This window comes from Uliginosibacterium aquaticum, from assembly GCF_012972705.2.
Lineage (GTDB): Bacteria > Pseudomonadota > Gammaproteobacteria > Burkholderiales > Rhodocyclaceae > Uliginosibacterium > Uliginosibacterium aquaticum.
Genome location: NZ_JABCSC020000004.1, coordinates 283,600 through 308,175 on the forward strand (window position 1 = coordinate 283,600; position 24,576 = coordinate 308,175).

30 protein-coding genes are annotated in these 24,576 nt (G+C 60.8%); 26 read left to right on the forward strand and 4 right to left on the reverse strand.

Features of this window, described 5'->3' with window-relative positions:
- Position 1 precedes the first annotated feature (1 nt).
- From HJ583_RS16515 to HJ583_RS16525, 3 genes are read left to right on the forward strand one after another with little or no spacing between them, the layout of a single operon-like run.
- The gene (locus HJ583_RS16515) at positions 2–661 is read left to right on the forward strand and encodes an HAD-IA family hydrolase (protein WP_170022946.1); all 660 of its coding nucleotides are present in this window, start codon (positions 2–4) and stop codon (positions 659–661) included.
- Positions 649–999 carry a Rieske (2Fe-2S) protein gene (locus tag HJ583_RS16520; RefSeq protein WP_328824929.1) on the forward strand — a complete coding sequence of 117 codons (351 nt, stop codon included), beginning with the start codon at positions 649–651 and terminating at the stop codon, positions 997–999. The genes HJ583_RS16515 and HJ583_RS16520 overlap by 13 nt, the downstream gene beginning before the upstream one ends.
- Entirely contained in the window at positions 992–1,936 is a 945-nt protein-coding gene (locus HJ583_RS16525) for a S49 family peptidase (RefSeq protein ID WP_170022948.1), read from the forward strand. The genes HJ583_RS16520 and HJ583_RS16525 overlap by 8 nt, the downstream gene beginning before the upstream one ends.
- On the opposite strand, the gene HJ583_RS16530 is transcribed toward HJ583_RS16525, so the two are convergent.
- Together HJ583_RS16530 and HJ583_RS16535 are read right to left on the reverse strand one after the other, a co-directional pair.
- Positions 1,937–2,662, reverse strand: a complete 726-nt coding sequence (locus HJ583_RS16530; RefSeq protein ID WP_170022949.1) for an SAM-dependent methyltransferase — start codon at positions 2,660–2,662, stop codon at positions 1,937–1,939.
- Positions 2,659–3,243 carry a Maf family protein gene (locus HJ583_RS16535; RefSeq protein ID WP_170022950.1) on the reverse strand — a complete coding sequence of 195 codons (585 nt, stop codon included), beginning with the start codon at positions 3,241–3,243 and terminating at the stop codon, positions 2,659–2,661. The genes HJ583_RS16530 and HJ583_RS16535 overlap by 4 nt, the downstream gene beginning before the upstream one ends.
- A 71-nt stretch (positions 3,244–3,314) precedes the next feature.
- Between HJ583_RS16535 and HJ583_RS16540 the strand changes: the two genes are divergently transcribed.
- From HJ583_RS16540 to HJ583_RS16580, 9 genes are all read left to right on the forward strand, one after another.
- Positions 3,315–3,833, forward strand: a complete 519-nt coding sequence (locus HJ583_RS16540) for a YceD family protein (RefSeq protein ID WP_170022951.1) — start codon at positions 3,315–3,317, stop codon at positions 3,831–3,833.
- A 24-nt stretch (positions 3,834–3,857) separates the two neighbouring features.
- Positions 3,858–4,037, forward strand: a complete 180-nt coding sequence (rpmF, locus tag HJ583_RS16545) for a 50S ribosomal protein L32 (RefSeq protein ID WP_101944093.1) — start codon at positions 3,858–3,860, stop codon at positions 4,035–4,037.
- 190 nt (positions 4,038–4,227) lie between these two features.
- Positions 4,228–5,271 (forward strand): phosphate acyltransferase PlsX, encoded by a 1,044-nt coding sequence (gene plsX, locus HJ583_RS16550; RefSeq protein ID WP_170022952.1) that lies wholly within the window; start codon positions 4,228–4,230, stop codon positions 5,269–5,271.
- On the forward strand, positions 5,268–6,233 hold the full coding sequence (locus HJ583_RS16555) for a beta-ketoacyl-ACP synthase III (RefSeq protein WP_170022953.1): 966 nt from the start codon (positions 5,268–5,270) through the stop codon (positions 6,231–6,233). The genes plsX and HJ583_RS16555 overlap by 4 nt, the downstream gene beginning before the upstream one ends.
- A gap of 22 nt (positions 6,234–6,255) precedes the next feature.
- Positions 6,256–7,200 (forward strand): ACP S-malonyltransferase, encoded by a 945-nt coding sequence (gene fabD / locus HJ583_RS16560; protein ID WP_328824930.1) that lies wholly within the window; start codon positions 6,256–6,258, stop codon positions 7,198–7,200.
- An 18-nt stretch (positions 7,201–7,218) separates the two neighbouring features.
- Entirely contained in the window at positions 7,219–7,965 is a 747-nt protein-coding gene (fabG, locus tag HJ583_RS16565; protein ID WP_170022954.1) for a 3-oxoacyl-ACP reductase FabG, read from the forward strand.
- 107 nt (positions 7,966–8,072) lie between these two features.
- Positions 8,073–8,312, forward strand: coding sequence for an acyl carrier protein (gene acpP, locus HJ583_RS16570; protein WP_101944085.1), 240 nt, complete (start codon positions 8,073–8,075; stop codon positions 8,310–8,312).
- 34 nt (positions 8,313–8,346) lie between these two features.
- Positions 8,347–9,585 carry a beta-ketoacyl-ACP synthase II gene (fabF, locus tag HJ583_RS16575; protein ID WP_170022955.1) on the forward strand — a complete coding sequence of 413 codons (1,239 nt, stop codon included), beginning with the start codon at positions 8,347–8,349 and terminating at the stop codon, positions 9,583–9,585.
- A 38-nt stretch (positions 9,586–9,623) separates the two neighbouring features.
- Positions 9,624–10,049, forward strand: coding sequence for a protein YgfX (locus HJ583_RS16580; RefSeq protein WP_170022956.1), 426 nt, complete (start codon positions 9,624–9,626; stop codon positions 10,047–10,049).
- Here HJ583_RS16580 and nadB read toward each other — a convergent pair.
- The gene (gene nadB, locus HJ583_RS16585) at positions 10,037–11,650 is read right to left on the reverse strand and encodes an L-aspartate oxidase (protein ID WP_170022957.1); all 1,614 of its coding nucleotides are present in this window, start codon (positions 11,648–11,650) and stop codon (positions 10,037–10,039) included. The genes HJ583_RS16580 and nadB overlap by 13 nt on opposite strands.
- A gap of 184 nt (positions 11,651–11,834) precedes the next feature.
- On the opposite strand from nadB, the gene rpoE reads away from it, so the two are divergent.
- From rpoE to nagZ, 14 genes are all read left to right on the forward strand, one after another.
- Positions 11,835–12,434, forward strand: a complete 600-nt coding sequence (rpoE, locus tag HJ583_RS16590; RefSeq protein ID WP_101944077.1) for an RNA polymerase sigma factor RpoE — start codon at positions 11,835–11,837, stop codon at positions 12,432–12,434.
- A 2-nt stretch (positions 12,435–12,436) separates the two neighbouring features.
- The gene (locus HJ583_RS16595; RefSeq protein ID WP_235943904.1) at positions 12,437–12,949 is read left to right on the forward strand and encodes a sigma-E factor negative regulatory protein; all 513 of its coding nucleotides are present in this window, start codon (positions 12,437–12,439) and stop codon (positions 12,947–12,949) included.
- Positions 12,946–13,896, forward strand: coding sequence for a MucB/RseB C-terminal domain-containing protein (locus HJ583_RS16600; RefSeq protein WP_170022959.1), 951 nt, complete (start codon positions 12,946–12,948; stop codon positions 13,894–13,896). The genes HJ583_RS16595 and HJ583_RS16600 overlap by 4 nt, the downstream gene beginning before the upstream one ends.
- A gap of 18 nt (positions 13,897–13,914) precedes the next feature.
- Positions 13,915–14,331 (forward strand): SoxR reducing system RseC family protein, encoded by a 417-nt coding sequence (locus HJ583_RS16605; RefSeq protein ID WP_170022960.1) that lies wholly within the window; start codon positions 13,915–13,917, stop codon positions 14,329–14,331.
- Positions 14,328–15,728 (forward strand): Do family serine endopeptidase, encoded by a 1,401-nt coding sequence (locus HJ583_RS16610; protein WP_170022961.1) that lies wholly within the window; start codon positions 14,328–14,330, stop codon positions 15,726–15,728. The genes HJ583_RS16605 and HJ583_RS16610 overlap by 4 nt, the downstream gene beginning before the upstream one ends.
- A gap of 103 nt (positions 15,729–15,831) precedes the next feature.
- The gene (gene lepA / locus HJ583_RS16615; protein WP_170022962.1) at positions 15,832–17,625 is read left to right on the forward strand and encodes a translation elongation factor 4; all 1,794 of its coding nucleotides are present in this window, start codon (positions 15,832–15,834) and stop codon (positions 17,623–17,625) included.
- Between the two features lie 20 nt (positions 17,626–17,645).
- A complete protein-coding gene (gene lepB, locus HJ583_RS16620; RefSeq protein ID WP_170022963.1) occupies positions 17,646–18,464 on the forward strand; it encodes a signal peptidase I in 819 nt (272 codons plus the stop codon).
- An 18-nt stretch (positions 18,465–18,482) separates the two neighbouring features.
- Positions 18,483–18,833 (forward strand): DUF4845 domain-containing protein, encoded by a 351-nt coding sequence (locus HJ583_RS16625; RefSeq protein ID WP_101944065.1) that lies wholly within the window; start codon positions 18,483–18,485, stop codon positions 18,831–18,833.
- The gene (rnc, locus tag HJ583_RS16630) at positions 18,830–19,513 is read left to right on the forward strand and encodes a ribonuclease III (RefSeq protein WP_235943891.1); all 684 of its coding nucleotides are present in this window, start codon (positions 18,830–18,832) and stop codon (positions 19,511–19,513) included. Before HJ583_RS16625 ends, rnc begins: the two co-directional genes overlap by 4 nt.
- Positions 19,510–20,400: a GTPase Era gene (gene era / locus HJ583_RS16635; RefSeq protein WP_170022964.1), complete on the forward strand. Its 891-nt coding sequence runs from the start codon at positions 19,510–19,512 to the stop codon at positions 20,398–20,400. The genes rnc and era overlap by 4 nt, the downstream gene beginning before the upstream one ends.
- A 15-nt stretch (positions 20,401–20,415) precedes the next feature.
- Complete coding sequence (gene recO / locus HJ583_RS16640; RefSeq protein ID WP_170022965.1) at positions 20,416–21,135, forward strand: DNA repair protein RecO; 720 nt, start codon at positions 20,416–20,418, stop codon at positions 21,133–21,135.
- Between the two features lie 25 nt (positions 21,136–21,160).
- Positions 21,161–21,913, forward strand: coding sequence for a pyridoxine 5'-phosphate synthase (locus tag HJ583_RS16645; RefSeq protein WP_170022966.1), 753 nt, complete (start codon positions 21,161–21,163; stop codon positions 21,911–21,913).
- Positions 21,914–21,920: 7 nt separating this feature from the next.
- A complete protein-coding gene (gene acpS, locus HJ583_RS16650; protein ID WP_170022967.1) occupies positions 21,921–22,301 on the forward strand; it encodes a holo-ACP synthase in 381 nt (126 codons plus the stop codon).
- Entirely contained in the window at positions 22,298–23,338 is a 1,041-nt protein-coding gene (nagZ, locus tag HJ583_RS16655) for a beta-N-acetylhexosaminidase (RefSeq protein ID WP_170022968.1), read from the forward strand. Before acpS ends, nagZ begins: the two co-directional genes overlap by 4 nt.
- Positions 23,339–23,340: 2 nt before the next feature.
- Here nagZ and HJ583_RS16660 read toward each other — a convergent pair whose 3' ends face one another.
- On the reverse strand, positions 23,341–24,150 hold the full coding sequence (locus HJ583_RS16660; RefSeq protein WP_170022969.1) for a CAP domain-containing protein: 810 nt from the start codon (positions 24,148–24,150) through the stop codon (positions 23,341–23,343).
- Positions 24,151–24,576: the final 426 nt, after the last annotated feature.

The following is a 24,576-nucleotide window of genomic DNA, read 5'->3' on the forward strand; positions in this document are numbered from 1 at the left end:
CATGAAGCAACGCAATTTCGATCTGATCGTGTTTGACTGGGATGGCACGCTGATGGACTCCACCGCGACCATCGTCGATTCCATCCAGGCAGCGTGTGCCGACCTCGGCCTGCCCATCCCCTCGCGTGAGCAGGCCTCGCATGTCATCGGCCTTTCCCTGCTGGGGGCCGTGCAGGCCGTGGCGCCGGGGCTCGATGAAGAGGGGTGCCAGCGGCTTGCCGAGCGCTATCGGCATCACTTCCTGTTGCGAGACCATGATCTGGTGTTGTTTGAGGGCGCGCGTGAGCTGCTGGAGTGGCTGCGCAGCGAGGGTTATCAACTGGCGGTGGCGACCGGCAAGGCGCGGCGCGGCTTGAGCCGGGTGCTGGCAAGCAGCGGTCTGGATGCCTTCTTTGATGCCACACGCTGCGCGGACGAGAGTTTTTCCAAACCGCATCCGGGTATGTTGCTGGAGCTCATGGATGAGCTGCTGGTGGAGGCGGATCGCGTGCTGATGATCGGCGACACAACGCATGACCTGCTGATGGCGAAAAATGCCGGTACGCATGCGTTGGCAATGAGTTACGGCGCCCATCCTCGGGAGCAGCTTGCGGCGGAAATGCCGCGGGCCTTGCTGGATTCGATGGCTGAATTGCGCGAGTGGCTGGTGTGCCACGGCTGATCTGTGCGGCGGCGGACTTGCCCGACGGGGGTGACGCGCAGCGCTTCGAGCTGGATCTGGAGGGTGTGCGGCGCCCGGCTTTTGTGCAGCGCTGGCGCGGCCAGGCCTTCGCTTATGTAAACAGTTGTGCCCACATTCCGGTAGAGCTGGACTGGAATCCGGGCCGCATGCTGGATGATTCGGGTGAATACCTGATTTGCGCCACCCATGGCGCCCTGTATGTGCCGGATAGCGGTCTGTGCGTGGCCGGACCCTGCGTCGGCCGGAGCTTGCAGGCGTTGCGGGTGCGCGAAGAGAATGGACAGGTATTCCTTGTGGATGGAGCGGGCGATGAGTGAGCAGCAGCCGGGTTGGGAGCGTAACGTCATCGAGAAGTTGGCGTTCGAGAGTCTGCGTGAGGCCCGTCGGCGGCGACGCTGGAGCATCTTTTTCCGGGCTTTGGGGTTCATTTATGTCGGCACCCTGATCTGGATGTTGATCGGTGCGCGTAACAGCAGTGAAAGCCTGGTGGATGGCGCCGAGCATACGGCGCTGGTGCGGATCGAGGGCACGATTGCCGCGGGTGAGAAAGTTGATGCTGAATCGGTCTTGCCTGCTCTTCGTGCGGCTTTTGAGGCTAAGCAGGCCAAGGGTGTGCTGCTGTTGATCAATAGCCCTGGCGGCAGTCCGGTGCAGGCTGGGCTTATCAATGACGAGATTCATCGCCTGCGCAAGCTCCATCCGGATAAGCCGGTGCATGCTGTGGTCGAGGATGTCTGCGCCTCGGGCGGTTATTACATCGCTGTGGCTGCGGACAAGATCTTCGTGGATAAGGCCAGCATCGTTGGTTCGATCGGTGTGCGCATGGATGGCTTCGGTTTCACCGGCACGATGGAGAAGCTGGGGGTCGAGCGGCGCAGTATTACGGCGGGTGAGAACAAGGCATTCCTTGATCCCTTCTCGCCGCAGAATCCGAAGCATCTCGAGTTTGCCAAGGGCATGCTGGCAGAGGTGCATCAGCAGTTCATCGACGTGGTGCGCGCAGGGCGTGGCAAGCGTCTGAAGGAGTCGCCGGAGATGTTCTCGGGCCTGTTCTGGAGTGGCGCGAAAAGTATCGAGCTTGGACTGACGGATGGCTTGGGCTCGCTCGACTCGGTGGCGCGCGATGAAATCAAGGCCGAGAAGATCAAGGATTACACGCGCGGCGAAAACGTAGCCGAGCGCCTCGCAAAACGCTTCGGCGCAGATCTAGCCGGCGGCGCGATGGGTACGCTGGAGCGTTTCGGCTGGCGCTGATCAGCTTGCCAGCAGCAGGAAAACCACGGGCTGCCGGTCCAGATCGGGCGGCCCGTTCTTTTTCCAGTCGCCGATGCGGCGTGTCATCACCCATTCGCTGGCAGTGGTGAGGCTGCGCGCTACACATATCAGGGTGTCTTCGCGGCAGGCTTCGAGCAGGCTCGCGAACATGGCGAGATTACGGTAGGGCGTTTCGATGAAAAACTGGGTGCGTGTGAACTTTGCGGATTCGCGCTCTAGTGCCTGGATAGCGTTGCGGCGTTCGTCCGGCTTTTGTGGCAGGTAGCCGTGAAACGCGAAGCCCTGGCCATTGAGGCCGGAGGCCATCAGTGCCAGCAGCAGCGAGGATGGGCCGACTTGCGGGATCACTCGAATACCCAGCGTGTGGGCGCGGCGCACGATCAGCGCCCCGGGGTCGGCCACGGCAGGGCAACCGGCTTCTGACATCAGGCCGCCGTCGCGTCCGGCGCGGATCGGCGCGAGCAAGGTGTCGATGCTGCGCGTATCCAGCTGCTCGGGGAGTTCATGGATTTCGGCGCTCTGGATGGCGCGGCTGTAGCCCAGGCGCTTGAGTTCGGAACGTGCAGTCTTGGCGCGCTCGGCGATGAAATAATCGAGCACATCCAGCGTGGCGAGGACGTGAGGGGGGTGGGTCTTGCTGGATTCGCCTGGACCCAGTCCGACTGGCAGCAGGTGCAGCAGGCCGGGGGGATTGTTCTGGCTCATGGGATCTGGATTCCTTCGGCGCGCAGCATGCGGGAAAGCGCAATCAGTGGGAGACCGATCAGGGCGGTCGGGTCATCGCCGCGCATGTGGTCGAGGAGGCTGATGCCCAGGCCTTCGGACTTGGCGCTACCGGCGCAGTCTAGTGGCTGCTCTCGCTCCACGTAGCGACGAATTTCCGCCTCGGTCAGTTCGCGGAAGCGAGCTGTGACAGGCACTCCTTCTAGCTGGCTATAGCCGGTGCGGCTATTGAATAAACAGACGGCAGTATGGAAGGTGATGGAGTTGCCGCTCATGCTGCGCAATTGGGCGATGGCGCGCTCGGCTGTGCCGGGCTTGTCGAAGCGCTCATTGCCGCGATGGGCGACCTGGTCTGAGCCTATGATCAGTGCGTCTGGAAAGCGCCCTGCGACCGCGCGCGCCTTTTCTACGGCAAGCCGCTCGGCGGTGGCGACCGGGCTTTCTCCATTGAGCGGTGCTTCATCCACTTCCGGGCGGGTGGTTTCAAAAGGAAGGCCGAGGCGCTCCAGCAACTCGCGGCGGTAGACCGAGGTGGAGGCCAGGATGAGGCGGGGGGTGTGCATGAGTGGCGCCGGTTTGCGTGGCCGGATTAGTCTTTGACAGGAACAGCCAAAAATAATAGCATTGACGGTTTATGTCGCACCAGCCAAAGCTCATTCCGGATCCATTCGAGTTCGCTCGACGCGAAGACGCGCTTCGCGGTGAGTTGGATGCACGCAACCTGCCTCGTGTGCAGGATGTGCTGAGAAAGACGGAAGAAGTTCAGCCTGTCAGCTATGCGCTGCGAGGTTATCGACTTGAAGGCAAGTCCTATATGGCGGTTGAAGCCAGTGCTGAGCTGCTCATGCAGTGCCAGCGCTGTCTTGGAGACGTGCGCTGTACGGTAGAGGTGGATTCCCGTCTCTTGCTGGTGCCGCGAGGCGAGCCGCTGCCGGATGATGAGTTGGAAGAGGATGATTTCGACCCGGTGCATGCTTGGCGCGATTTCGATGTGCTGGCTGCGGTAGAGGAAGAATTGCTGTTGGCCCTGCCGCTGGCGCCAACGCATGAAGATTGCAGTGTGCCGGTGGCAAAGGGAAATGGCGATGACACATCGCCGTTTGCGGCGCTCAGGGGCTTCAAGGCTTCGGGTGGCGCGAAAACTGATGATTGATTCAAGAGCTTTAAGGAGCAAGAAATGGCCGTTCAACAGAACAAGAAGTCGCCTTCCAAGCGCGGCATGCATCGTGCGCACGATTTTCTGACCGCCCCGGCCCTGGCCGTGGAGCCGACGACCGGTGAGGCTCACCTGCGTCACCACATCTCGCCGTCCGGCTTCTACCGCGGCAAGAAGGTTGCCAAGGCCAAGGGCGAGTAATTCGCTCTCTGCGCATGAGTCTCTGCCGCGCGTGCTTCGGCATGCTCGGCGCGGCTCGCAGCACTTGCGTGCTCTATTCGCGTGGCGTCCGACCTTTCAGGTCGTTCGCGTTCCTGCAGCAAGGCAGTTTCGCTTTCCGGTTTGATTTGGATGGCGGCTGCCTTGTTTCGCCTGTTGATTCCGTTTTGTGATGCCCATCACCCTTGCGATTGATTGCATGGGCGGCGATCACGGCCCGTCCGTGACCTTGCCCGCCGCCTTCCAGTTCCTGCGGGAGGACGCGCAGGCGCGCGTCGTTCTGGTCGGCCTGCCGGCCGTGTTTGATGATGCTTTCCGTCGGGCCGCTGCCGAGTTTGGCGACCGGATCGTGGTTCAGGAAGCCTCCGAGGTCGTCGAGATGGACGAGGCTCCGGCGGTGGCGATGCGCGTCAAGAAAGATTCCTCGATGCGCGTGGCGATCAATCTGGTGAAGTCCGGCGAGGCTGCTGCTGCAGTGTCTGCGGGCAATACCGGGGCGCTGATGGCGATTTCGCGTTTTGTGCTGAAAACCCTGCCGGGCATTGACCGGCCAGCAATCGCCACGATCATCCCGTCAATGAAGGGCCAGACCTACATGCTGGACCTGGGGGCCAATGTCGACTGTTCGGCGGAGCATCTGCTGCAGTTCGCGATCATGGGCTCGCTCCTGCTGGAGGCGGTGGAGCACAAGGCTAGCCCGACGGTAGGGCTGCTCAATATTGGCGAGGAAGACATCAAGGGCAACGAGGTGGTCAAGAAGGCTGCCGAGCTTCTGCGAGCTTCCGACCTGAATTTCTACGGTAACGTGGAAGGCGATGATATTTTCAAGGGCACGACGGATGTCGTGGTCTGTGATGGTTTTGTCGGCAATGTGGCGCTGAAGTCCTCGGAAGGGGTGGCGCGCATGATCACCAATTTCCTGAGCCAGGAATTCAAGCGCAACCTGCTGACCAAGCTGCTGGCGCTGATTGCGATGCCGGTACTCAAGCGCTTCAAGAAGCGTTTTGACCCGGGCCGTTTCAATGGCGCGGCTTTGCTCGGGCTGCGCGGTGTGGTGGTGAAAAGTCACGGCTCTGCCAACCAGACTGCTTATGTATGGGCGCTGCGCCGTGCGGCCGAAGCTGCGCGCAATCAGTTGGTTGAACGCATCTCCGCACGGATGAGCGGTTACACTGCCGCCTCTCTGGAGTCCACGCAGGAGGGTTCTGCAGCATGACTTTTTCTCGTATCGCCGGCACGGGCGGCTTTGTTCCGGGCGCACCGGTCACCAATGATGACCTGGTAGCACGCGGTATCGACACCTCGGATGAGTGGGTCAGTGATCGCACTGGTATCCGTGCCCGCCATCTGGCCGGCGAGGGGGTGACGACGCACGGCATGGCTGCCGAGGCTGCGCGCCGAGCGCTGGACGCTGCGGGCCTCAAGCCGGCCGACATCGATCTGGTGATCGTGGCTACGACTACCCCGGAAATGGTTTTCCCGAGTACGGCCTGTCTGTTGCAGAACGAACTGGGTATTCCCTCTGGCTGCGCTGCCTTTGATGTGCAGGCGGTGTGCAGCGGTTTCGTATTTGCTCTGACCGTGGCTGACAAATTCATCCGCTCTGGTTCGCATCGTCGCGTGCTGGTGGTGGGGGCTGAAAAGCTTTCGCGCATTCTGGATTGGTCTGACCGCACGACGTGTGTGTTGTTTGGCGATGGCGCCGGTGCGGTGGTGCTGGTGGCTGATGAAACACCAGGCTTGCTGGCCTCGGCCATGCATGCTGATGGTTCGCAGACGGGCATTCTGTCTGTGAATGCGCAGATGATGAGTGGGCAGGTTGTGGGCTGCCCCTTCATTCGCATGGATGGTCAGGCCGTCTTTAAATATGCCGTCAAGGTCTTGTCCGAGGTTGCGCATGAGGTTGCTGAGCAGGCTGCTCTGCCGCTGGAGAAGCTGGACTGGCTGATTCCTCATCAGGCTAATATCCGCATCATGCAAGCTACAGCCAAGAAGCTTGGAATTCCGCCCGAGCGCGTGGTTGTTACGGTGGATAAGCATGGCAATACTTCAGCGGCTTCAGTGCCGCTGGCGCTGGATGTGGCCGTGCGCGATGGTCGCATTCAGCCGGGTCATACCGTCCTGCTTGAGGGGGTCGGTGGCGGCTTTACCTGGGGCGCGGTGCTGCTGCGTTTCTGATTGTTCAACACGAGGTTGTCGAATGAGTAAGACGCTGAATCAACTGGCGGTTGTTTTCCCCGGGCAGGGCTCGCAGTCGGTAGGCATGATGGCCTCCTTTGCGGAGTCGGCTGTGGTGCGCAATACCTTTGCGGAAGCCTCGGATGCCTTGGGGCAGGATCTTTGGCAAATGGTTGCGGACGGCCCGGCAGAGGCGCTGTCGCAAACCGTGAATACCCAGCCGGTCATGCTGACGGCCGGCATTGCTGTGTGGCGCGCCTGGCTGGAAGCCGGCGGCGCCTGCCCGGCGCTGGTAGCAGGCCACAGCCTTGGCGAATACGCCGCGCTGGTGGCGGCCGAAGTGCTGGATTTTCGTGATGCCGTGAAGCTTGTGCGTTTTCGTGCCGAGGCGATGCAGGCTGCCGTGCCTGCAGGCATGGGTGGCATGGCCGCCATCCTGAATCTTTCGCCCGAACTGGTTGCTGAAGCCTGTGCAGAAGCCGCTCAGGGCGAATCGGTGTCGGCTGCGAATCTGAATTCGCCGGTGCAGATCGTGATTGCCGGCCACGCCGGGGCGGTGGAGCGTGCCATGGAGGCCTGCAAGGCCCGTGGCGCCAAGCGTGCCGTGGCCCTGCCGGTGAGCGCGCCTTTCCATAGCACGCTGATGAAGCCTGCTGCAGATCTTCTGGCCGAACGCCTGGCGAGTGTGGCACTGTCCGAGCCGAAGATTGCCGTGCTCAATAACGTGGATGTGAAGGTTGAGACTTCGGCTGAGTCCATCCGTGACGCGCTGGTGCGTCAGGCCTACAGCCCGGTGCGCTGGATCGAGAGCGTGGAGGCGATGGCGCCGCGCGGCATCTCGGCGGTGCTCGAGTTCGGTCCGGGCAAGGTGCTGGCCGGGCTGGTCAAGCGCATCAACGGCGAGCTGGCGGTTGAGGCTGTGACCGATGCAGAGGCGCTGGCGCGCGTGCTGCCGCAATACCAATAACATCAAGGGAAATCAGGAATGAACTCTCTCGCAGATCAGGTTGTTCTCGTCACCGGCGCGACGCGTGGCATTGGTCGTGCCATTGCGCTGGATCTGGGCAAGCTCGGGGCAACCGTCATCGGTACCGCGACCTCTGCAGATGGTGCTGCGGCCATTGGCGCAGCCCTGCAGGAAGCCGGTGTGAAGGGCAAGGGGATTGCCCTGAATGTGACGGATGCTGCGGCTTGCGAAGCGGCAGTGGCAGACATTGAGAAAGAATTCGGCACGATCGCTGTGCTGGTGAATAACGCCGGCATCACGCGTGACAACATTGCCATGCGCATGAAGGACGAGGAGTGGGATGCCGTGATGGATACCAACCTCAAGGCGGTGTTCCGCATGTCCCGCCTTGTCATGCGTGGCATGATGAAGGCGCGCAATGGTCGCATCATCAACATCACTTCGGTGGTAGGTGCCTCGGGCAACGCTGGTCAGGCCAATTACGCCGCGGCAAAGGCCGGGGTGGCCGGCATGACCCGCGCGCTGGCGCGCGAGCTGGGCAGTCGCAACATCACTGTGAACTGTGTGGCGCCCGGCTTCATCGATACCGACATGACCCGTGATCTCCCGGATGCGCAGCGCGATATGTTGCAATCCCAGATCGCTGTGGGCCGCCTCGGGCGGCCCGAAGAGATTTCTGCCGTAGTCAGCTTTCTGGCCTCGCCGGCCGCGAGCTATGTGACGGGGGCCACAATCCACGTCAACGGCGGGATGTACATGGCCTGACAGGCCATACGAACCCGAAGGGCGGAGTTGGCTGAAGTTGTGGCCGGATTCTGTTAGAATGCTCGGGTTTTTTCTTACTTATCCGCTTGAAAAAGAAGGAGCCATTCATGGAAAACATCGAGCAGCGCGTGCGCAAGATCGTTGCAGAGCAACTGGGCGCTAACGAAGCCGACATCAAGAACGACTCTTCGTTCGTCGACGATCTGGGTGCTGACTCTCTCGACACCGTCGAGCTGGTCATGGCGCTGGAAGAGGAATTCGAGTGCGAAATTCCCGATGAAGAAGCCGAGAAGATCACCAACGTTCAGCAAGCGATTGACTACGTCAGCGCCCACCTGAAGGCCTGATCGCTTTTCGTACATTTGCAGTAAGGAGTGACCTTTGACGCGTCGCAGAGTTGTAGTAACTGGGCTCGGCATCATTTCGCCGGTCGGCAATACCGTTGCTTCCGCTTGGGACAGCATCATCAATGGTCGCTCCGGCATTGACCGCGCCACGCGGTTCGATGCCAGCAGCCTGACCACCCAGATCGCTGGTGAGGTGAAGGGTTTTGATGTGGCGAACTATCTTTCTCCGAAAGAAGCGCGCCGTTTCGATACTTTCATCCACTACGGTCTGGCGGCGGCCATGGATGCCATCAAGGATGCCGGTATCACTGAGAAGCCCGCCAATGCGGAGCGCATCGGTGTGTGTATCGGTTCCGGGATTGGCGGTCTGCCGCTGATTGAAGACACCATGCACGCGATCGCCGCAGGCGGTGCGCGCAAGATTTCTCCGTTTTTCGTGCCGGGTTCGATCATCAACATGGTTTCTGGCGTGTTGTCGATCAACTACGGTTTTCAGGGGCCGAACTTTGCCACCGTGAGTGCCTGTGCCACCGGCAACCACTCACTGGGTGAAGCCGCTCGCCTGATCGAGTATGGCGATGCCGACATCATGATTGCGGGTGGTGCGGAATCTACCGTGTCGCTGCTTGGCATGGGTGGCTTCTGTTCGGCCAAGGCCTTGTCGACGCGCAATGATGATCCGCAGACGGCGAGCCGTCCGTGGGACTCCGGCCGCGATGGTTTCGTGCTGGGTGAGGGCGCTGGCGTGCTGGTGCTCGAAGAGTACGAACACGCCAAGGCGCGTGGTGCCAAGATTTACGCCGAGCTGGCCGGTTACGGCATGAGCTCGGATGCTTACCACATCACGGCACCTGCTGAAGGTGGTGAAGGTGCTGCGCGCAGTATGGCTAACGCCCTGCGCAATGCCAAGATTGCGGCCGACGAAGTTAACTACGTGAATGCTCACGGTACTTCTACGCCCTTGGGTGACATTGCCGAAACCATGGCTGCCAAGCGTTGCTTTGGCGCGCATGTCAGCAAGATCGCGATGAGTTCGACCAAATCCATGACGGGTCACCTGCTTGGTGCTGCTGCAGGGATTGAGGCGGTATTCTCGGTGTTGGCGATCCAGAATCAGGTTGCGCCGCCGACGATCAACCTGAATGACCCGGATCCCGCTTGTGATCTGGACTATGTGCCGAACGTGGCGCGTCCCATGCCGATCGATGTCGCCATGTCGAACTCCTTTGGTTTTGGTGGCACCAACAGCACGCTGGTATTCCGCAAGATCTGATGACCTGCCGTTGCTGTATGCAAGAAGGCGCCTGACGGATGTCGGCGCCTTTTTTCTTGCCTTTGCGCCTCTCGCGAGTGTTACTAGGCACCATCATTCTGGTTCATGGATTGCCACTGGCCTGTGTGCTGGCGCCTGAAGTGCCGCGCCCGCTGAGCATTGCTGTGACTCTGGCGGTGGTCTTGTCTGCGCTGTGGCAGATGCGGCAGTGGCAGCGTATTGCCGCCTGTGTCCTGCAGATGTCGGGAGAGGCATGCTGGCTGGAGCGCGGCGATTCCCGCGTGCAGGTTGAACTGCTGAGCGACTCGCGTGATCTGGGCTGGCTGATTGTGCTGGTGTGGCGTGAGCTAGAGAGCGGGCGTTGCGGGCGTGCTGCACTGACGCGTGACGGTCTGCCAGCTGAGGATTGGCGCGCTTTGCGGCGCTATCTGCGCTGGCAGTTGTCTGATACTCAGCCGGGGTGATTCCAGCGCTTCAGGCCGGCTGGCCAGCGCGGGTTGGCCAGGATGGTCGGACGGGCGCGTTCAGCCAGTTGAGGGTAATCCTTGGAGAAGTGCAGGCCACGCGACTCCTTGCGGCGCAGGGCACTGCGCACGATCAGGTCAGCGGTTGTGACCAGGTTGCGCAGTTCGATCAGATCGTTGCCGATGCGAAAGTTGCTGTAGTAGTCATCGATTTCCCGCATCAGTAATTTGATGCGATGCTGGGCGCGCTCGAGACGCTTGTTGGTGCGCACAATGCCGACGTAGTCCCACATGAAGCGGCGCAGCTCGTCCCAGTTGTGGGAGATCACGACCTCCTCGTCAGCGTCCGAGACGCGGCTTTCATCCCAGGCCGGCAGGCTGTTGGGAGCGCTGCGTCGGTTGGCGAGAATATCTCGCGCGGCCGATTCGCCGAAGACTACGCATTCAAGCAATGAATTGCTGGCCAGGCGGTTGGCGCCGTGCAAGCCTGAGCAGGCGGTTTCTCCAATCGCGTAGAGGCCGGGCAGGTCGGTGCGGGCGCGCAGGTCGATCTGCACGCCGCCACAGGTGTAGTGTGCGGCGGGTACGACCGGGATGGGCTGTTTGCTGATGTCGATGCCCAGCTCCAGGCAGCGCGCCGAAATGGTCGGGAAGTGCTCCTGCAAAAATTCTCGACTCTTGTGCGAGATGTCGAGAAAGACGCTATCGATACCGCGCTTCTTCATTTCGAAGTCGATGGCGCGGGCAACCACATCACGCGGGGCAAGTTCGCCACGCGGATCATGTTTGGGCATGAAGCGCGTACCGTCCGGCAGCCGGAGCAGGCCGCCTTCGCCGCGGACGGCTTCGGAAATCAGGAAAGACTTGGCCTGCGGGTGGTATAGGCAGGTTGGGTGAAACTGGATGAACTCCATGTTGCTGATGCGGCAGCCTGCACGCCAGGCCATGGCAATGCCATCACCCGTGGAGGTGTCAGGGTTGGTCGTGTAGAGATAGACCTTGCCGGCGCCACCAGTTGCCAGCACGGTGTGTCCGGCGGCGTAAGCTTCAACGTGACCGGAGTCGTTATCCAGCAGGTAGGCGCCCAGGCAGCCGGCTTCGGGTTGTCCCAGTTTGTGGCCGACGATTAGGTCGACAGCGACGTGGTTTTCCATGATCTGGATGTTCGGGTGGCGTTTGACCCGGTCGATCAGGGTTTCCTGTACGGCCGCACCGGTTGCGTCGGCAACGTGCACGATGCGGCGATGGCTGTGACCGCCTTCGCGGGTGAGATGCATGCCCCAGGCGGTATCCGAATCCGGCGTGAAGGGCACGCCCTGCTCGCGCAGCCACTGGATGGCCGCGGCACCGTGCTCGACGACGAAGTGCGTGGCGGCAGGGTCGCAGAGCTGGGCGCCGGCAATCTGGGTGTCTTCGTAGTGCGCCGCAGTGGAATCCGAAGGGTCGATGACCGCTGCGATGCCACCTTGAGCCCAGGCGCTGGCGCCGTCCTCGATGTGGCGTTTGCTGACCAGCGCGACCTGCAGATGGTCGGCGAGGCGCAGTGCCAAGGATTGGCCAGCAAGACCGCTGCCAAGAATGAGGACGTCGAAGCGTTTCAAGAGGAGCTCCCGGTGCGGGTGCACGATGCGAAGCTGGTAATGCTAGCGGCAGGGCGCAATCCGGCCAAGTGCGATGTGACTGAACTTTGCTTGCAGTGCCCGGTCACAGCGGCAATGGGTCGCAATCCATCGGCTATACTCGGGCGCGATAATTCCCGCATGAACGGGCCCTGCCCGAACGCAGATGAGCGACAGAGAGATTGATCAGCAACTGGTTGAGCGCGTGCAGCGTGGAGACAAGCAGGCTTTTGGCCTGCTTGTCTCCAAGTATCAGCGCAAGCTCGGCCGCTTGCTTTCACGCATGATCCGTGATCCCGCCGAGGTTGAGGATGTGGCGCAGGAAGCATTTATCAAGGCTTATCGTGCCTTGCCAAACTTCCGGGGCGAAAGCGCGTTCTACACCTGGCTGTATCGTATCGGTGTGAATACCGCCAAGAACTATCTGGTTTCGCAGGGGCGCCGAGCCCCCACGAGTACCGATATTGAAGCGGAAGAGGCAGAGCAGTACGACTCTGGAGAATTGTTGCGCGACAACGATACCCCGGAGCGTTTGATGCAAACTCGCCAGATCGGCGAGACGGTGAATGCTGCGATGGATGCGCTGCCCGAGGATCTGCGCACGGCGATCGTGCTGCGCGAGATCGAAGGGTTGAGTTACGAGGAAATTGCGACCTTGATGAATTGCCCGATCGGCACCGTCCGCTCACGCATTTTCAGGGCCCGCGAGGCGATTGCAGAACGATTGAGACCGATGCTGGACGTAGCGCCGGACAAGAGGTGGTGAGCATGATGAACGAGCAATTATCCGCTTGGGTGGACGGTGAGGCCGCGCCGGGAGAGGTTGTGCAGACGCTGGAGGCGGTGATCCGGCCAGGCGCGTCGCGTGAGCAGTGCGAGTTGTACTGGTTGATCGGCGACCTGCTGCGTGATCAGGCCGCAGTCAGCTCACAACTGACTGACAGGGTGATGTATGCACTGGAGGATGAGCCGGTCGTACTGGCGCCACGTCGCCATGTGAAGGCACCGCAAACGGCTGAGATGCGCTGGATGCCGATGGCTGCCGCAGTTGCGGGGCTGGCCGTGGCGGCCTGGATGGGTTTGAGCCTGTGGTCGCCAGTGCAGGCGCCGGTGATGGCTCAGGCGCCGCAGCCAGTGCAGACGCCTGCAGCCCAGGTGGCGCTGGCCGACGACCGGGCTTACTACATGGCCCACCAGGCTTCTGCTATCGGGGCGCCGATGGCCGGGGTGGCGCAGTACATCCGTACCGTGAGCGATGAGCAGGCAGGTTCGGCACGATGACTCGACGTCTGGCTCTGGTTCTGTGTGTCGGCCTTCTCGCGAGTACGCCTGCCCTGGCTGAGGATGCGCTGGGCTGGTTGCAGCGCATGAATCAGGCTTCGCGCAATCTCAGTTTTACTGGCGTTTTTGTATATCAGACCCAGGGCCGCACCGAGACCTCACGCATTGTGCGGTTGGTGGATGGTTCCGGCGAGCACGAGCGCCTTGAAACCTTGGATGGCACTCCGCGTGAGGTCTTGCGGCACAATGAAAATGTGCAGTGCTTCCTGCCTGCCGACAAGATACTGGTGTTGGACCGCGCCATCCAGGCCAGGCAGCCTGGCCGACTGGTGTCGCGCCCGGCTGCCTTGGGGGAGATCTATACCTTGCGGGTGGGTGAGCCTGGTCGGGTGGCGGGGCGTGAGGCCCAGATTCTGTACCTGGAGCCGCGTGATGAGTTGCGCTATGGCCACCAGTTGTGGATTGATATGGCGACAGGCTTGCTGCTCAAGTCGCGCATGCTCGCTGGCTCGGCCGGTGTGGTTGAGCAGTTCGCGTTTACCGAGATGAATCCGGATGCGCATATCGAGCATGACAAGCTTAAGCCGCAGTCCGTCAAAACGACTGGCTGGCGTGTGATCAACGCGGCTGGTGAGGATGTGCGGCCAGAGGATATTCCCTGGTTGTTTCGCAGGTTGCCGGCTGGCTTCAAGCAGGTGGCGCTGATGCATCGAAAGCTGCACAAGGATGATGCGGTGGCTGTGCATGCGGCTTTTTCAGATGGCTTTGCCAACGTCTCGGTTTTCATCGAGCCGCAAGTTCAGGGGCGGGCGCAGAATCCGGCCCCGCCAGCGGGACCGATTGGCAGCTATCGGCGGATGCTGGGCGATCAGCAGGTCACGGTATTGGGCGAAGTGCCAGCTCAAACCCTGAAGCTGATTGCCGAAGGCGTTGAACGTCGTAAATGAACGCTTGAGCGAGTGGAAATGAAAGGGCTGGCCGTGCAGGCTGAAGGGGTTGTGATTCGCTGTGAAGAGCGTGATGCCGTGGTGCAGGTCCAGCGCTCCAGTGGCTGCGGGCGCTGCCATGAGCCGGGGGGGTGTGGTGGTGCCGAAGCGGCACGCTGCAGCGAATACCGGGTTGGCAATCCGCTTGGGGCGCAGCCCGGGCAGCGTGTGCTGATCGAGGTGCCGGAGGGGTCGGCCCTGCGTGCCGCAGGTCTGGGCTACGGCCTGCCGCTTGCGGGAGTGCTTGGCGGTGCATTTGTGGGCATGCTGTTGCGTGGGAGTGATGTAGGCAGTGCGTTGGGCGGTTTGGCTGGGCTCGCACTTGGGTTTGGTTTGGCGCGCTGCTTGGGCCTGAGCCAAGCCCGACGACCGAGGATCGCCGGAGTGCTGCCTTGATCTTGCGCTGCACGGCCGCACTGACCCTGTGTTTTTCCTTGTCTATTCAGGCGCGGGAGTTGCCGGAGTTTGCCGGACTGGTCGAGCGCCAGGCTCCGGTGGTGGTGAATATCAGTGCAACCCGCCAGGCAGCGTCGGTCAAGGCGCCTGCTTTGCGTAGTGATACTCCGGGCCGGATGCCTGAGTGGTTGCGGCGCTGGCTGCCTCCGCCGACTGAGCTGGAAGAATCGGAAGAGGATGATCAGGCCGTTGGTTCCGGTTTCGTGATCGACAGCGCGGGCTATATTCTGACCAATGCGCATGTGGTGGAGGAGGCTAGTGAGATTCTGGTCCGCATGAATGATCGGCGCGAGTATCCGGCGCGCGTGGTGGGTACTGACCGGCGCACCGATATTGCCCTGCTCAAGGTTGACGCCAGCGGCTTGCCACAAGCTCGCCTGGGCGACCCTTCCAGGCTGCGCGTGGGGGACTGGGTGCTGGCAATCGGTTCGCCCTTCGGTTTTGACAGCTCGGTGACGGCGGGTATTGTCAGCGCCAAAGGGCGCAGCCTGCCAGACGACAGCATCGTGCCCTTCATTCAGACCGATGTGGCGATCAATCCGGGAAATTCTGGCGGCCCGCTGTTCAATCTGAAAGGCGAAGTGGTAGGCATCAACTCTCAGATCTATAGCCGTACCGGCGGGTTTATGGGGGTGTCCTTCGCGATTCCGATTGATGTGGCGATGGATGTGCAGGCCCAGTTGCGCGAGCGTGGCCATGTGCAGCGCGGGCGCATCGGCGTGCTGGTGCAGGAATTGAGTCAGGACATTGCCAGCAGTTTTGGTTTGCGTACGGCGACCGGGGCTCTGGTGAGTCAGGTTGAGCCGGACGGGCCTGCGGCGCAGGCCGGTTTGCGCAGCGGGGACGTGATCCTGCGTTGTGATGGCCGCGAGGTGCAGAACTCCCATGAATTGCCGCGCATCGTGGGGGCGGTCCGCCCAGGAAGAGCGGTGGAGCTGGAGTTCTGGCGCGATAACCGCATGCGCCGTGTGCAGCTTGTGGTAGGTGCGTTTCCGGAAGAAAAGCACGATACCCCGCCGCGCATTGTTGAGCCTGCGCCTCGTGGGAGCAATCCTTTGGGGCTCGTGCTGCAGGACTTGAGCCGTAGCCAGAAGCGAGAGCTGGCGCTGGAGCAGGGCGCCAGCATTGTGGAGGCAAATGGTGCAGCGGCGCGTGCCGAGCTGAGGCCAGGCGATGTGGTGCTGGCTGTGACGACGGGCGGTCAGCAGCAATCACTCAAGTCAGCAGATCATTTCAATCGCCTGCTGCAAGGACTGCCGCGGGGCTCGGCCCTGACCCTGCTGGTGTTGCGCGGCGAGAGCCGCAGCTATGTCGGCATGAAGCTGCCGGCACGGTAGGAAGGCGCACCCCGCATCGGCTATAATCGCCTGCTTTTTCAATATTTTGCTGAGGGTGCCGAGGCACCCTCTTTTGCGTCATCCACACCTGTTTCGAAACGGCATGCAGCACATCCGCAATTTCTCGATCATCGCTCACATCGACCACGGCAAATCAACGCTGGCGGATCGCCTCATTCAAACCTGTGGCGGTCTCTCCGATCGCGAGATGGAAGCACAGGTGCTGGACTCGATGGATCTGGAGCGCGAGCGCGGTATCACGATCAAGGCGCAGACCGCGTCACTTCAGTACAAGGCACGTGATGGGCAGGTTTATAACCTGAACCTGATCGACACGCCGGGGCATGTCGACTTTTCCTACGAGGTGAGTCGCTCGCTGTCCGCCTGTGAAGGTGCGCTGCTAGTGGTGGATGCCACTCAGGGGGTGGAGGCGCAGACAGTGGCCAACTGCTACACCGCCATCGAATTGGGCGTAGAAGTGCTGCCCGTGCTCAACAAGATGGATCTACCCTCAGCCAATCCGGATGGTGCAAGGCAGGAGGTCGAGGATGTGATCGGCATCGATGCGACCGAGGCGATTCCGTGCTCGGCCAAGACCGGCATGGGCGTGGAAGATATCCTCGAAATGGTTGTGGCCAAGGTGCCGCCACCGCGCGGTAATCCGGATGGCCCGCTGAAGGCGCTGATCATCGATTCATGGTTCGACAACTACGTCGGCGTGGTGATGCTGGTGCGTGTGGTCGATGGTGAGATGCGGCCCAAGGACAAGCTCTTATTCATGAGCACCGGCGCGCAGCATCTGTGCGAGCAAGTTGGTGTGTTCAGCCCCAAGTCCTTGTCGCGGGAGGCCCTGCGCGCAGGGGAGGTGGGCTTCGTGATCGCCGGGATCAAGGAGCTCAAATCGGCCAAAGTGGGCGATACGATCACGGTTGTGAACCGCCCGGCGGCCGAACCGCTGGAAGGCTTCAAGGAAATCAAGCCGCAGGTGTTCGCCGGGCTGTATCCGGTGGAGTCCAGTGAATATGATCAGCTGCGCGATTCGCTGGAGAAGCTCAAGCTCAACGACGCCTCGCTGCAGTACGAGCCGGAAGTTTCGCAGGCACTGGGTTTCGGTTTCCGTTGCGGTTTCTTGGGCCTGTTGCACATGGAGATCGTGCAGGAGCGCCTGGAGCGCGAGTTCGACATGGATTTGATCACCACCGCACCGACTGTGGTTTATGAGGTGCTGATGAACGACAACTCGGTGATCAAGGTCGAGAATCCGGCCAAGTTGCCCGAGTCGAACAAGATGCAGGAAGTGCGAGAACCGATCATTACCGCCACCATCTTTGTGCCGCAGGACTACCTCGGTCCGGTGATGACGCTGTGCAACCAGAAGCGTGGCAGCCAGGTCGACATGCACTACCACGGCCGCCAGGTGAAACTGGTGTATGACATGCCGATGGCTGAAGTGGTGATGGATTTCTTCGACAAGCTCAAGTCTGTGTCGCGTGGTTATGCCTCGCTCGATTACGACTTCAAGGAGTATCGTGCGGCCGATGTGGTGAAGCTCGACGTGTTGGTGTCCAGCGAGAAGGTCGACGCCCTGTCGGTAATCGTGCACCGTGCCAACGCTACCTATCGTGGCCGTGATCTGGTGACCCGCCTGCGCGGCCTGATCCCGCGCCAGATGTTCGATGTGCCGGTGCAGGCTGCGATCGGTTCGAACATTCTGGCCCGTGAAACCATCAAGGCCATGCGCAAGAACGTACTCGCCAAGTGTTACGGCGGCGACATCACACGCAAGAAAAAGCTGCTCGAAAAGCAGAAAGAAGGCAAAAAGCGCATGAAGATGGTGGGTAACGTCGAGATTCCGCAGGAGGCGTTTCTCGCCGTGCTGCGGACCGACGAAGGCTAGTCAACCGAAACGAGGTATCTGTGGATTTCGCCCTCATTCTTTTTGTCCTGAGCATCGTCTCCGGCATCCTGTGGTGCTACGACGTGTTCAGGGCCCGCAAGCAACGCCCGAAGGGATCGCCCGACCCTTGGTGGGTCGAGTACGGAGCCAGCTTCTTTCCGGTGATCCTGCCGATCTTCATGCTGCGTTCCTTCTGGATCGAGCCTTTTCGCATTCCCTCAGGTTCGATGATCCCGACCCTGCAGGTGGGCGATTTCATCCTGGTCAATAAGTACGCCTATGGTGTGCGGTTGCCCGTGCTGAACAAGAAAATCATCGCGGTCGGTGAGCCCCAGCGGGGCGACGTGATGGTCTTTCGCTACCCGCATGACATGCGTCAGGACTACATCAAGCGCGTCATCGGACTGCCGGGGGACCGTATTGAATACATAGACAAGCGTCTCACCATCAACGGCCAAGCTTTGCCAGTGATACCGCAAGGCGATTATCTGATTCCGCGCAGCTTCGATGTATTCCAGAAGTTCGAGGAGGATGTGCTCGGCAACAAGCATATGCTGCTCAATAACCGGGATGCTCAGCCCTTTGTGCCTGAGCAGTTGCTCGTGCCGCATGAATATTCCGCGAACTGCACCCACTCTCGTCAGGGCGTGAGTTGCAGGGTACCGGAGGGTCATTATTTCGTGATGGGCGATAATCGTGACCAGAGCGCCGATTCACGCGTGTGGGGCTTTGTGCCGGATGCCAATATTGTTGGCCGCGCTTTCTTCATCTGGTTCCATGCTGACCAGATCCTGCCGCCTTCGGGCGTGGATTTTGGTCGGGTAGGCAGTTTTCACTGATCTGCGGGAAGGTGTGAAATGAAAAAACAGCAAGGCATGACCCTAATTTCCTTGGCTATCGTCGGCACTTTGATTGCAGCTTGCCTAGTCGTTGGCTTGAAGTTGGTGCCAGTTTTCAGCGAGTACTTTGCAGTTCAGAAAGCCTTTAACAAAGTGGTTGCAACCGTTGATCCGGCAGCTCCTCCGAGCAACTTTCGTACAGCGTTCGCTCGGTTTACAGAAGTGGACGCCATTCGTTCTGTCGATCCTCAAACTGTCGTTGTGGATAAAAATAACGGCAAGGTCAGCTTGCAGGTTTCTTACCGTCGTGAAGTTCCGCTGGTGGCTAATGTTGGCCTCTATCTGGACTTTGATGTTTCCTCGAATTGAGCGAATCCAGTTTGCGTGAGGCCCTGATTCAGGCGCTAGGGCATGCATTCCGGCAGCCGGCGTTGTTGCGGCAGGCGCTGACGCATTCTAGCTACGCGGCGGACAATAACGAGCGCCTCGAATTTCTCGGCGACAGTATTGTGGACATGGTGGTCTCGATGCTGCTCTTTGAGCGTTTTCCGGCCTTGCGTGAAGGCGAGCTGTCGCGCTTGCGCGCGCAGTTCGTCAAGCAGGATGCCTTGCATGAGATCGCACTGGATCTGAATCTGGGTGAAAGCCTCTTGTTGGGAGAGGGCGAGCACAAAAGTGGTGGTCGTCAGCGCCCATCGATTCTTGCGGATGCGCTGGAAGCTGTCTTTGGAGCAATCTATCTTGATGGTGGCTTCGAGGCGGTCAAAGGCGTGATCGAGCGACTGTATGCCAACAAGCTGGTAGCGCTGGATCCGGCCAAGTCCTTGAAAGACCCCAAGACAGCGTTACAGGAAATTCTGCAGGCCCGTCGCCTGGGCTTGCCACGCTACGAGTTGGTGGCCGAGCGCGGCCTTGCGCATGCCCGTGAATTTGAAATTTCCTGCGTGGTGGAGCCCTTGGGCTTGCTGACTCAGGGTATCGGCAGCAGCCGGCGTATCGCCGAACAGCAGGCGGCCCGTGCAGCCTTGCAGGAACTGGAAAAACAATGAATCAAGCAGTCACCCATACCGGTCTTGTCGCCATCGTCGGGCGTCCCAATGTTGGCAAGTCCACGCTTCTGAACCGTTTGGTCGGTCAGAAGATCAGCATCGTGTCGCGCAAGGCGCAGACCACGCGTCACCGCATCACTGGCGTGCTGACCGAGGGCGCGCAGCAGTTCATCTTCGTTGATACGCCCGGCTTCCAGACCCATCATCAGAATGCACTGAACGCCACCATGAATCGTACGGTCAGCCAGGTGCTGAATGAGGTGGATGTGGTGATGTTCCTGATCGAGTCTGGTCGTTTCGGGCCGGATGACCGCAAGGTCATGAAGCTGTTGCCGCAGGACGCCAAGGTTGTGCTGGTGATTAACAAGGTTGATCTTGAGGAAGACAAAGGCAAGCTCCTGCCCTTCATGCAGCAGATGTCAGGCGAGTTTCCGTTTGCCGAAATCGTGCCGATCAGTGCCGAGCGTGGCAGCAACGTGCCCGAGCTGTTGACGACCGTCGGCAAGTACCTGCCCGAGGGTGAAGCGCTGTATGGCGAGGATGACATTACCGACCGCAGCGAGCGCTTCCTTGCCGCAGAGTTCCTGCGTGAGAAGTTGTTCCGTTTGCTCGGCGAAGAGTTGCCCTATGGTATGACCGTCGAGATCGAGAAGTACGAAGTCGAGGGCAATCTGCGCCGCATCTTCGCTGCGATCATCGTGGACAAGGCCGGGCACAAGGGCATCGTGATCGGCAAGGGCGGGGAGCGCCTCAAGCGCATTTCGTCCGAGGCGCGCGTCGAGCTCGAGAAGCTCTTCGACAGCAAGGTCTATCTCGAAACCTGGGTCAAGGTGAAGAGTGGCTGGGCCGATGATGAGCGCGCACTCAAGTCGCTGGGTTACGACTAAGCCGATTGCAGTGCGATGAGCCGCGCCCGGGTTGATCACGAGACAGCGTTTCTCCTGCATAGCTATCCCTGGCGCGAGACCAGCCTGATTGTCGAGATGTTCTCGCGTGAGCATGGTCGCGTGCCGATGGTGGCCAAGGGCGCGCGGCGGCCCGGCTCCATGTTGCGAGGGGCGCTGATGTCCTTCCAGCCGCTCGAGGTCACCTGGTCCGGCAAGGGGGAGGTGAAGACCCTTCACAGTGCCAGCTGGCAGGGTGGCCAAGCCTTGCTGGGCGGCATCGGCCTGCTTTGCGGCTACTACCTCAATGAACTCATGCTTCGGTTGCTGGCGCGTGAGGACCCCCACCCAGAGCTTTTCGACGCCTATGCCGAAGCCTTGGCGCGCCTCGCTGGCGGTGGAGCGCATGAGCCCCTGTTGCGAAGTTTCGAACTGAATCTGTTGCGCGAAGTGGGTTACGCGCCGACGCTGGATCACGATGTCGAAAGCGGTGAGGCGTTGCGCGAACATGCTGAATATTTCTTTCTGACTGAGCGTGGCCCGGTTGAGGCTGATGCGAAACTGGGTGACCTGCCCCTGCTGCCTGGGCGAGCCTTGCTGGCGATGGCTACGGGGGACTTCTCCTCACCGGAAACCTTGAGCCATGCCAAGGGGCTCATGCGCCGCTTGATCCAGTACCATCTGGGCGGACAGGCACTCGAATCGCGCCGTATCCTGATGGAACTGCAGGCGCTCTGAACACGTAGCACTGAGGAAACTGAAGATGATCGAACTCGGCGTCAATATCGACCACGTCGCCACCATCCGCCAGGCTCGCCGCACTTATGAGCCGGACCCGGTCTGGGCTGCTGTCGAGGCGCATCTCGGTGGCGCGGATGGCATCACCGTTCATCTGCGTGAAGATCGTCGTCATATTCAAGATCACGATGTACGCCGCTTGCGCGAGCTGACCCACATCAAGCTGAATCTGGAGATGGCTGCGACTGACGAGATGATCGGAATCGCTTGTCAGATCAAGCCCGAGATGGCCATGCTGGTGCCCGAAGGGCGTCAGGAAGTGACAACCGAGGGTGGGCTGAACATCGTTGCGCAGGAGACCGAGCTTAAAGAAGCCATTGCCCGCCTTGCTGATGCAGGCATCATGACCAGCGTGTTTATCGATCCCGAGCCTGCGCAGGTCGAAGCCGCTGCGCGTATCGGCGCCCGGGTCTGCGAAATTCACACAGGCCCCTACGCCGCTGCTTTTCACCACAAGGGCCGTGATGCACAGAGTCCGGCAGTGCTGGCCGAGCTCGACAAAATTCGTGCGGCGGGCCGCGCTATCGTTGATCTGGGAATGCGCTTCAATGCCGGCCATGCGCTGAACTACTTCAATGTGCAGCCCGTTGCAGCGTTGCCGGATGTGCGCGAATTGCATATCGGTCATGCCATCGTCAGCCGCGCAGTGTTTGTCGGCTTGCGTGAGGCGGTTGCTGAGATGAAGCGCCTGATGCGCGAAGCGGATAACCGGCGCTGAGGTTCGCGTGATCTACGGCATCGGTACGGATATCGTCACCATCGCCCGCATGCGCGAATCCTTGGCTCGCCACGGCGAGCGGTTTGCGCAGCGCTTGCTGCACCCTGACGAGCTGAAAGCTTTTGCTCTGGCACGCGAGCCGGAGCGTTTCCTGGCCAAGCGCTTCGCTGCCAAGGAGGCGCTGGCCAAGGCTTTGGGGACGGGGTTGCGCCCGCCTGCGACATTGAGTGCCATCGGCGTGGGGCATGATGAACTCGGCAAGCCGCATTATCTCTTCGGCGAGGCGCTGGCCGCGCATCTTGCTGCGCTGAAGCTCTCTGCCCATCTTTCGATCAGCGACGAGCGCGATACCGTAGTCGCCTTTGCGCTTCTGGAAATCCGAACATGAGTCTCAAGCCCCTGCAGCAGCCCCTTGGTCCAGTGATGTGTGATGTGGCCAGTTCGGCCCTGAGCGACACAGAGCGCGCAGTGCTGTGCCACCCCCTGGTTGGCGGCGTCATCTTGTTCTCACGCAACTTCGAGAATCCTGACCAGCTCGCCACCTTGTGTGCGGAGATCCATGCCTTGCGCAGCCCGGCCCTGATCATCGCCGTGGATCATGAGGGCGGACGCGTGCAGCGCTTCCGCCAAGGTTTTACCCGCTTGCCGGCGATGCGCAAACTGGGGGAGTTGTATGCGCGCTCGCCGCGCGATGCCTTACTCTCTGCGCAGGATGTGGGCTATGTGTTGGCTGCCGAACTGCTCGCCTATGGCATCGATCTTTCCTTCGCGCCAGTGCTGGATCTGGATTATGGACACAGCGCGGTGGTGGGAGACCGCGCGTTTCATCGTGATCCGCAGATCACAGCGATGCTGGCCCACGCGCTGGCGGTGGGCATGCGTGAAGCGGGGATGGGGTGTGTCGGCAAACATTTCCCCGGCCACGGTTTTGCCGAAGCCGACTCGCACGTCGCGATGCCCGTCGACAAGCGGGAGTTCGATGCGGTCTGGGCCGACGATATCGTGCCTTATCGCAGCGAACTCAGGCAGGTGCTCTCGGGCGTGATGCCGGCACATGTCGTCTATGAGCGAATCGATCCGCAGCCGGCGGGCTTTTCGCCCTTCTGGTTGCAGGATGTATTGCGGCAGCGTGTTGGTTTTCAGGGTGTGGTGTTTTCAGACGATCTCACGATGGAGGGCGCGACGCTTGCCGGCGATATCGTCTCGCGGGCTGACGCTGCGCATGCCGCTGGCTGCGACATGGTGCTGGTGTGCAACCGCCCGGAGCTTACCGCCGATCTGCTGGCGCGTTGGCGGCCGAACTTGCGTGCCGAGTCCGCCGAGCGCATTGCGGCTTTGCAACCTGCTCACTACCCGGCCGTCGAAGTATTGTCGATCGACAAGCGCTTTACCGATGCCTGGGCATCGGTGCAAGCATTGGTCTGACCTCACCGCAACTGGAAGGCGTACTGGTAGTCGCGGTTCGTCCCGTTCACGTTGACGCCGGCAATCCTGACCGTGTAACTGCCGCCATTAGCGAGCCCGACCACCTTCCATTGCAGGTGATTGGGCAGACCATATCCTTCGTAGTTGGCGGACTGCTCGGTAATGCCGAGTGATTGGCCGTTGCCGTCCGTAACCGTGATTGTGGCACCGGCAAAACTCACTTGGCTGCCGCCGTTATTGGCGCGGTTGGTCTTGCTGGCGATCGCCGAGAAGGACAGAAACCAGCTGGTCGAAAACTCGCTCGCTGGATAGCTGCCATAAGGATAGGCCACGAAGTCATTGCTCATGCTGACACTGCTGGCTTCCCCGCCGATGGTGCGCAGCGCCGAGGCCATGCGCCCTGTCCCTCCGGCGGGGGCAGAATCTACGCGACCGAAGCTGGTGGCTGCGAAGAAGGGGTAGAGCAACCATCGGCGATGGCCCAGGCTGCTCACGCCGCTATCGATCAGATAGCTCACCATGGCGTCTGCGCTGGGTGTGGTGACCGTGCTGTATCCCCAACTGGTATAGAGATTACTGGTGTTCGCGAGACGGTAAGCGTCTTCGCTGTAGCACTTGCCGCTGCTTGAAGGGGTGTGGGTGAGGGTCTCGTTGGCTACCATGTAGAGCGCTGCCGCCGCTGCCGCGGCGTCACCGCTGCTGTCATAGCTCACGGCGGGTAAGCCGTGGCGGGCTCGAATCTCGTTCAGCCGGGTCAGCACCGAATTCTTTTCGCTAGCCTGCAGCTGACCGGCGATGCAGCTCGAAACCATCGGAGCACTCTGGTAAAGGCCGCTGCTTGAGCTGCTAGAACCCGCACTGGAGCTATTGGCATTGCCTGAGCTGCTGGTGCTGCTGGCCGAGCGGGCAGCGCTTGTCTGTGAGGCGCTTACTGCGCTGCTTGTGCTGCTACCCGTTTGGCCTGGTGTTGTACTGCTGTCTCCCCCGCCTCCTCCGCCGCAAGCCCCTAGTGACAAGACGAAAAGCACACAGGGAAGCAAGGAATAAGGCGGGCGGGTAGGGCGATGCATGGGAACTCCGGATAATGGCGCAGCTCGGGCTGCGCGGATTAGGCACAAGCCTAACCGGGCTGGCAGAGCTTGCCCGCCCCGCAGGTCGGTGCTGTGCCGCCGGCCGGAAATTGCTTGGCTCGTAGCGCGCTCTGTCTTGGGAAGGAGGCTTGAGAGGCCATCCCGCCT